The organism is Clostridium sp. 1001271B_151109_B4 (genome assembly GCF_015670405.1).
GTDB lineage: Bacteria > Bacillota > Clostridia > Clostridiales > Clostridiaceae > Clostridium.
In genome coordinates this window covers 51,836-61,128 of record NZ_JADPBQ010000018.1, presented here as the reverse complement: position 1 = coordinate 61,128, position 9,293 = coordinate 51,836, and the positions used below count along the sequence as shown (strand labels likewise).

Below are 9,293 nucleotides of genomic sequence, written 5' to 3'. Positions count from 1 at the left end.
CAGTTTTAAAGTTTTATAAATTAATGTTAACAATGATTTGTAATTTACCCCAGCATAAAGAAATTTTTATAGGAGCATGGGGAACTTTAGAAGATAAAGAAAGTAATATTAATAGATTATTATAATTATGGAGCATATGCAGAATTAAAAATATTTTGTGTATGCTCCATTTTTTGCTTTATATAGTTATTAGATAAAATAAAATTGATATTTTATTATAGCAGTTTTGGAAAGTCAAAGTCTTGACTATCAAAAATATTTAATATTAATTATTTAATATAAATACAAAAGGTATAAATTACATATTTTCATGAATGAACTTATTCAAATCTTAATTATAAAATATAAATATTAAGAGATATTTTATAATTATAATTCATAGTATAAAGGGGGGTGTAAAATCTTTTGGTTACTCCAACCAAAGAGCCAATTTTTTAATTGGTGGCTTTAATACATGGAGTGAAGGAAATGATAAATATTTATGATTTTATAAAGGTGGACAAACTAGATGATTTAAAAAAATCTTTAAAACCTGGAGATGATAAAGTAATATATGAAGATGAAAAATTAAAAATTACTTTAAAAAAGAGAGGTAGAAAAGTTTATACCTTTATAGATGAATTTTCCAATAATAACATAAATGAAATACTTCAAAAAGTTGTAAATCTAGCGTAAAATATATTTATGCTAGATTATTTTTTTACAAAAGGAGGAATGAAATTAATGTTAAAAGTAGCAACATTTTCGAGAACTTCAACAGATTATGAAAGTCAAAAAACAAGTATCGGAAACCAGGAAGATATTTTTAAGAGTTGGATTGAAAAGAATAATTGTATTTTATATAAATCTTATATTGATGATGGAATAAGTGGTACGAAAGGGAAATATAGAACTGAATGGAAAGAATTAATTGAAGATGGTAAAAATAAAAGATATGATATATTACTTGCAAAATCTTATTCACGTTTCGGAAGAAATATGGTGGAAACTTTAGGAGCAATTAAAGAATTAAGAGAGAATAATATAAGAATAATATTCATAGAAGATAATTTAGATAGTAAAGAAGATATAACAAAGTTTGGTTTATTCTCATGGATAGCAGAACAAGAGAGCCAAAACACAAGTAAGAGAATAAAGACAGTTTTTAACCATTTCAAAGAAACTGGAAAAATATACAACTGTATTGCTCCATTTGGTTATGATTATGATATTAACAAAAAGAATTTTGTTATAAATGAACTCGAAGCACCAATAATAAAAAGAATTTTTAAACTATATTTACAAGGTAACGGAACTAATAAAATAGGTAATATTTTAACATCTGAAGGTATAAAGGGTAAAAATGGTGGTATCATTAGAGGTAACACAATAAAAAATATTATATTAAATGAAGTTTATACCGGTACACTTATACAAGGTAAATCAGAAACTATTGATGTAACTATATCAAAAATGAACCAGATTGAGCCAGAGAACTGGATTAAACATTATAATAACCATGATGCAATTATTGATTATGAAACCTTCATAGAAGCAAATAAATTATTTACAATTAATTCAGAAAAAGCAAAAAAACATAGATATAGTATTAAAGGAATTGAAAGAGCATCTAATGCAAGTTTATTCAGTAATTTATTAACTTGTAATAACTGTGGTTCAAGTATGACTATCAGAAGAAAGAAGGGAAAGAAATTACATTATAATTGTTCAGCATATGAAAAAGTGGGTGTTGCCGTTGGTCATAGTAGTAATAGGATAGATGAAGATTTTCTAATAGAGCATATCAAAGGTGAGTTAAATTCAATCATAGAGCGTAATTTTGATATTATTAATATAAATACTAACAATGATATTAAATCAAGCCTAGAGGGAGAATTGAAGGCGATTAATAAGGGTATAGATGAACAGATGAAGAAAACCAATAATTTAATGGAACTATATAATGCTGGAGCATTAACAATTACACAATTTAAGTTACAAAATGAAAGTATTAGTAAATTATTAGATACACACATTAAGAATAAAGAAATTATAGAAGATAAAATAAATAACTTACCAGTTAAACAAAGTAGCTTTAAAAAAGATGTAGAAAATATTATAGGTGTACCAGTAGAACAATGGAATAATGCAATGCTTAAAATGGTAATAGATAAAGTTTATATTGATACTAACGGAATTATTAATATTAAATGGAATTTATAAAGAAAATATAAGAACCTAAATAGTTATATATAGCAACTGCTACTTGTATAGGATTATCAGCTATTAAGTTATTAAAAAAAGATAATGATGCTGTAATGGTAGTATTACCTTCTGACCACCATATTGAGGGCCAAAAGGATTATTTAGATACACTATCAGAGGCTATTGAAATAGCAAATAGACGTAGAGGGATTGTAACTATAGGAATTAATCCAACAAGGCCTGAAACTGGATATGGATATATTGAAATGGGTGAAAGGATACCATCAGCAACTCAAGCTTATAAAATAGCTAGGTTTACTGAAAAACCTAATATTGAGGTTGCAAAAGATTTCTTATTAAAAGGAACTTATTTATGGAACTCAGGAATGTTTGTTTTTAGAGCAGATGTTATACTGAGGGAAATTGAAAAGTACTTGCCTAAGATGTATAAATCATTAATGAATATATATCAACATTTAGGAGAAGATGATGAGGATCAAGTAACAAGAGAAGAATATGGGTTAATTGATGGAATTTCTATTGATTTTGGAGTAATGCAAAGAACTAGAAAGGCCTATGTAATCAAGGGAGATTTTAAATGGGATGATATAGGTAGTTTTAATGCATTAAGTAGATATTTAAATCAATATAGAAATAATAATAAAATAAGTAGTAATGTATATATTCAAGATTGTGAAAATTGCTCCATATTTGGGGGGAATGAAAAGCTGATTATCGGCTTTGGAGTTAAAGATTTAGTAGTTGTTGATGCGGGAGATGTTATTCTTGTTATGGATAAGGATAAAGATCAGGAAATTAAGCATTTACTGAATGATATTAATGATAGTCCTGAATTTGGAGCGTTTATTTAATGAAAGGTTAAAAGTGACAAATTGAGTTTTAATAGTAAATTCAATTTGTCACTTTTATTTTATAAGAAAATTAATATTATACGACTAACTCTTCATATTCATCATTTTGTTTTAAAAGTTTAGGAGAAGTAAGATTAATTCCAATAGCACCAATAGGAGCAGTAATTAATACACTTAAGATAGCAATAGCTTGCATAACTTCACCACCGACAATACCCATTTGAAGAGGTATTCCGGCTTTTGCAGATTGAACAGTTGCTTTAGGTAAATAAGCTATAATACAAAATACTCTTTCTTTAAAAGATAAATTAGTACCAATTAATGAAATAGCAACACCTATAGATCTAACAGTTAAAGAGATAGTAAGCATTACTATTCCAATCAATAAATATTTACCAACTAGAGAGGGGTTAATTGCCATACCAACAAAGGTAAATAAATATATTTTTCCATACTTCCATACAATATTTATTCCATCTTGAATTTTAAGAGCTAATTCATCTAAAAATGCCCTTAAAAAGAAACCATAAAGCATTATAGTTAATAAAGAATTAAATATTTTTAAGTGGAAGGTGTTTTCTACTAATCTAATTATTAAGCAAACTATAATGGCTAAAATAACTCTTAAATTATTATGACTAATTGATTTTAGTAATTTCTTCGTTAAAATAGCAAGTAGCAAACCAGTTAAAATACTTACAACAATGGTAAGAGGAATTGTTATAAGTTCACCTATAACAGAAATAGATTTACCGTTAACAGAAGACATATATATTCCTAAAAAGGTTGTAAATAAAGTTATTGCAATAGTATCATCTGCAGAAGCACCAACTAGAAGCATTTGAGGAATTGCTTTATCTTGCCCTATTTTTCTTTTAATTAAATCAACCATTGATGGAACTAAAACAGCTGGACTTACAGCAGCAATTATAAAACCTAAAATTGCGCCTTGTACAAAGGTAAATTTTAAAAATATCATAGATAAAACTGCAATTGTAAGTCCTTCTAAGGTTGCAGGTATTATACTTAATAAAATAGCAGGTCGACCAATTTGCTTCATTTGATTTAAGTTTATTCCAAGGCCACCTATAAATAATACAGTTATTAAGGCAAGGTCCTTAATATATGGCGAGATATTTAATGTTGATTTTGGAACCAAATTAAAAAAGGATGGACCTATAAACATTCCAAATAGAATCATGCCTATAAGTGACGGTAGTTTTATAAATTCTACCAGTTTTCCACTGTAATTAGCTAATACGCCAATAAGTATTAAGCTAATTATAATTACTAAAACATTAATTAACATAAATAATCCTCCAAAAATGAAATTAAATTTTAATATTAAAACTTTATAATTATAAAATAGAAAAAATAAAGTTAAAAATTAAAAAAAGCTAATGATTTCTACAACAAAAAAAGTTGTAGAAGTCATTAGCTATAATAAGCGGTTTTGATAATTATCAAGGGAGAACTTCATTCCCTACAATTTTTGATTATATCAGAGTTGGACATGAGGCGCAATATGTGAAAGCTTTAATGTTTAGCATTATTATAATATGAATAGCACTATAAGCAAATAAATATATTTCTATACTTAGGGAATTTTAATAAGTATAAGATATAAATGGAGTGAATAGTATGAGCAAGTTAAGCATATTAAAATTAGCATTAGTTTCAGTAGTAATTGGTGGGGTTTCAGGGCTATGTATTGGGGTATTTTTGATGCTATTAGAAAAAGCTATAGATTTAAATTTAGCCTATAAATCATTAATATTTGTACTTCCCTTTTCAGGAATGTTTATGACTTACCTTTATAGCAAGTATGGTGGTAATTCACAAAAGGGAAATAATATAATAATTGAAAATATAAATGGAAGTAAAGAAAAAATTCAATTCATTATGGCGCCATTAGTTTTCTTAGGTACTATATTAACTCACCTTTTTGGTGGATCAGTAGGAAGAGAAGGAACAGGAGTTCAAATAGGTGGAACTATAGGAAATTCATTAGCCAAAGCGTTAAAAAGTTCAGAAGAAGAAAAGAAGATATTATTAATAAGTGGTGTAGCAGCTGGTTTTTCATCTGTTTTTGGAACTCCACTTACAGGAACTATATTTGCCTTAGAAATTGCTAATATAGGGCGTATAAGTTATAATTCAATGCTACCAGCTATAGTTTCAGCATTGGTAGGAAATTCTGTTGTAAAATATTTAGGTGTTAAACATAGTCACTATAAAATAGCGGCATCAGAAGCAGTTAATATAATTAATGTTTTAAAGGTTATTGCATTAGCAATTTGTTTTGGATTAATTAGCAGATTATTTGTTTATATGACACATTGGTTTAAGGAAAAATTAATAAAGTATTGTAAAAATCAATATTTTAAAATATTTGTTGGTGGTACTTTAATGGTAATAGCTACGTTGCTTTTAAGAAATAATTTATATAACAATTTAAGCTTAGGGTTATTGAATGATGCCTTTTATGGAAAAGCACCTAGTCTAGCATTTATTATTAAGCTTATATTGACAACATTATGTTTGGGTGCAGGATATCAAGGTGGGGAAGTTACCCCATTATTTGTTATAGGAGCTACTCTTGGAGCAACCTTGTCGCATATAGTTGGTTTACCATTTGCATTTTGTGCAGCTTTAGGGCTTGTTGGAGTATTTTCAGGAGCAACTAATGCACCTATAGCTTGTTTTATGATGTATTTAGAGCTTTTTAGGACAAATAATATTATATTTGCAATGTTGGTATGTATAATATCATTTTTTATTTCTGGTCATAAGGGAATTTATACTTCTCAGTTATGGAATGAGTAAAATTACAAATGATATTTGTGTTAATATAAATAATATTGTACTTGCATAAAGAGATTTAAATTATAGATTCTCTGTAGAATAAAAAGTAAAGTTTTTATTCTATGGAGAATTATTTTATTTTAAAGTAATTATTCTATAAATGAATATAGTATGAATTTAATGGGAAAAATAAAATTCAAAGGGATTTTTGGTGGAATATAAATTGAAATATTTTTAGTAAACTTTACTAAAGTTTCTTGTTCTGTATAATTATATAGAAGGGATAGGAAAAAATGATTGATATTAATGATATATTATCATATATGGATAGATATGGTTACTTGTTTTTGGCAGGAATAGTATTTTTAGAATATTTAAATTTACCAGGACTACCAGCAGGGATTATAATGCCGGCGGCTGGAATACTTATAAAATCAAGTGGATTAAATTTTCAAATTACACTTATTACATCGGTGATAGCAGCGCTACTTGGAAGTTGGTGTTTATATGCAATAGGATATTATTGTGGTAATCCAATTATAGATAGGATTGAAAATAAATTTCCTAAAACAAAAAAGCCTATTGATAAAACATTTAAATGTATAGAAAGGTATGGAGATTTAGGTATTTTTTTATCTAGATTAATTCCCGTGGCTAGAACATTGATATCTATAGTTGTAGGGACATTTAAAGTTAATTTTTTAAAGTTTTCATTATATTCAGCAATAGGAATTACGATATGGAATTTTGCATTTATTTATGTAGGGTATGCTTTTAGTCATTTGTTTTTTTAGAATTAAATAAGTTTAGATAGAAAATATTGATACCAATTAGTCAATAAATGTGTTAAAATTGTAATAAATTAACAAATAGATAATATTATTATGAAAGATGAAAAAAATGGGGATAATGCATTAATGAATTTGATGCTAAAAGTATGGGAGGTAGTATGAACTTTAAGGTGTTAAATGGGGATATCAATTTTTCAAGTAAATTTGTTAAATTAAATGAGATAAGGGGAAGGTTTCTTCAAGAAGCATTTAAATCAGTTGATACATTTAAAAGTGAATGTATAAATAGATTTAATGATGTTGAACAATTAAAAAAAGATGGAGAAAATTTTGGATATAATTATTTAAATAATTATATAAAAATAGCAGTAGATATTATAAAAGAGTTTGAAATAAGTGATATAGATAATGATACCTTTTTTAAGGAGTATTATTTCGATAAATACTGTACGTGGGAAGATACTTTAGATAAAATTAAAAATGAATATAATGAAGACAGTAATAAGAGTGTGATATTATCTAGATTAAATATTAATTCAGATCTAATAAAAAGCCCCTTTGAAATAAAAGAAAAGGACATAGAAATTAATGATAAAAATAATAAGTCTAACATTTCAAAAGAAATATTAGACAAGCTTGTAAACTCAATGATGGAAAGTATATTTAATATTAATTTTGCAATTATTGATTTTTTAAATGATAATAACGTTGATTCTGTAGATAAGTATAGTAAAACAGAAGATATAAAAAAATCCAATGAGTTAATCAAAGCTTTACTAAAAGATGAGATTCCTAAAGATGAAGAAACTAAAACTATAGAAGAAATAATAAAACTTAACCCATATAATGAAAATATATATAAGGCATTGCTATACAAATATGGTGATGAGGAAAATCAAATAGAAGATTTAGGAAAATTTTTAGGGTATAATAACATCCATGAATATAAGAGTAAGCTATTAGATGAATATTATGGAACATTGAGTAAAGATAAAAATGAAGAAATAATTAAGGCAAAAGAAAGTATTGCAGCATTTGCAATTAAGATGAATATTAATGACTATGAAAAATATATAAATGAACTAGAGAAAATATTAAAAGAAAATAATGATTTTAATAAAGATATACAAAATAAAGAGATAGAAAGTAATACCCAAATGGCAACGGTTGAATTAGATAAAGAAATAAAAACACCAAAAAGTAAAGTTAAAAAGAATAGCGATAAGGGATTAATTATTGCTGCAAGTGTTTTAGCCTGTATCTTAGGAGTTTACTTATTAATGGCATTATATTTTAACAGTCATTTCTTCTTTAGAACATCAATTAATAGCGTAAGTATTTCAGGAAAAAGTAATAAATCAGCTCAAGAATTAATGGCAAATAAGGCAAATGAATATGTACTTACTTTAGAAGAAAGAAATGATAAAACAGAAACAATAAGTGGAGAAGCTATTAATTTGAAATATGATTTTACTGAAGCTATTAATAATATTTTAGATGAACAAAATCCTTTTTTATGGATAGCATCAATATTCCAACATAAGGATTATAATGTGTCTGAAGGAGTTTCTTATGATGAAAGTTTGTTAAATCAAGCTATTGGAAATTTAGAAGCTCTTAATGAAAATAATGTAACGAATCCTGTTAATGCTACTCTTAATTACGTAAATGGAGAGTATGAAATAGTAAAAGAAGATATTGGTGATAAAGTTAAAGTTGATGAGTTAAATTCAAAGATATTGAATAATATTCACAGTATAAATTCTATATTAAATTTAGATGATGAAGGTTGTTATGAAAATCCAACGTATACTTCTAAATCGAAAGCTGTTACTAAAGCGAAAAAAACTGCTGATAAGTATGTAAATGCTAAAGTAACCCTTAATATTAATGAAAGCTCAGAAGTTATTGATGGAAGTATGATTAATCAATGGATTACAATTGATGATGATTTTAATGTATCTTTAAATGAAGATAGTATTAGAGAATATGTAAATCAATTAGGGGACAAGTATGACAATATAGGTAATACAAGAACATTTACTAGATGGTCAGGAGAAACAATAAAAATAAGTACGACACCAGGAATTTATTATTTAGATAGAGATACAGCTATAGCTGACATTACTTCTGCTATAGAAGGTGGAGGTACAGATACAAAGGAGTTAACATTTAAAACACCAACAGCAACTGATGAATATGTTCTTAATACATTTGTTGAAGTAGATTTAACAAATCAAACGGTAATATATTATAAAAATGGTGAAGTTATTACTCAAGGAAATGTAGTAACTGGTAATGTTAGTCAAGGTCATTCAACACCTGCTGGTGTATATAAATTAGATTGGAAAGCTAAAGATTATGTACTAAGAGGAGATGGATATGCCTCACCAGTAAGTTTTTGGATGCCATTTAATGGAGGGATAGGACTTCATGATGCAAGTTGGAGAAGTAGTTTCGGAGGATCAATATATCAGACTAATGGTTCTCATGGATGTGTAAATATGCCATATAGCGTAGCTAAGGCTATTTATGAAAATATAGAAGATTATACAACAATTATTTGTAGATATTAAAATAAATAGGCCTTATCAAATTAAAATGCAATTAGTAAATGCATAAATAATTTGATAAGGTCTTT

The 9,293-nt window shown here is 26.6% G+C and carries 6 protein-coding genes, 1 pseudogene and 1 riboswitch; of the genes and pseudogenes, 6 read left to right on the top strand and 1 reads right to left on the bottom strand.

Features of this window, described 5'->3' with window-relative positions; genetic code table 11:
- Positions 1 to 468: 468 nt before the first annotated feature.
- The 3 genes and pseudogenes from I4V63_RS12375 to I4V63_RS12365 all read left to right on the top strand — a co-directional run.
- Positions 469 to 675, top strand: coding sequence for a hypothetical protein (locus I4V63_RS12375; protein WP_042402269.1), 207 nt, complete (start codon positions 469 to 471; stop codon positions 673 to 675).
- Positions 676 to 723: 48 nt separating this feature from the next.
- Positions 724 to 2,202 (top strand): recombinase family protein, encoded by a 1,479-nt coding sequence (locus tag I4V63_RS12370; RefSeq protein WP_042402272.1) that lies wholly within the window; start codon positions 724 to 726, stop codon positions 2,200 to 2,202.
- Positions 2,203 to 2,237: 35 nt separating this feature from the next.
- Positions 2,238 to 3,056: pseudogene (locus I4V63_RS12365) on the top strand (sugar phosphate nucleotidyltransferase); the annotation flags it as partial.
- A gap of 76 nt (positions 3,057 to 3,132) precedes the next feature.
- On the opposite strand, the gene I4V63_RS12360 reads toward I4V63_RS12365, so the two are convergent.
- Entirely contained in the window at positions 3,133 to 4,365 is a 1,233-nt protein-coding gene (locus I4V63_RS12360) for a cation:proton antiporter (protein ID WP_196001554.1), read from the bottom strand.
- Positions 4,366 to 4,474: 109 nt separating this feature from the next.
- Positions 4,475 to 4,549: riboswitch (Fluoride riboswitch) on the bottom strand.
- Positions 4,550 to 4,697: 148 nt separating this feature from the next.
- On the opposite strand from I4V63_RS12360, the gene I4V63_RS12355 reads away from it, so the two are divergent.
- The 3 genes from I4V63_RS12355 (at position 4,698) to I4V63_RS12345 (ending at position 9,228) form a co-directional block, all read left to right on the top strand.
- The gene (locus tag I4V63_RS12355) at positions 4,698 to 5,882 is read left to right on the top strand and encodes a chloride channel protein (RefSeq protein ID WP_196001553.1); all 1,185 of its coding nucleotides are present in this window, start codon (positions 4,698 to 4,700) and stop codon (positions 5,880 to 5,882) included.
- A gap of 272 nt (positions 5,883 to 6,154) precedes the next feature.
- On the top strand, positions 6,155 to 6,655 hold the full coding sequence (locus I4V63_RS12350) for a DedA family protein (RefSeq protein WP_196001552.1): 501 nt from the start codon (positions 6,155 to 6,157) through the stop codon (positions 6,653 to 6,655).
- A 155-nt stretch (positions 6,656 to 6,810) separates the two neighbouring features.
- Positions 6,811 to 9,228, top strand: a complete 2,418-nt coding sequence (locus I4V63_RS12345) for a L,D-transpeptidase family protein (RefSeq protein ID WP_196001551.1) — start codon at positions 6,811 to 6,813, stop codon at positions 9,226 to 9,228.
- The last annotated feature ends 65 nt before the right edge of the window (positions 9,229 to 9,293 follow it).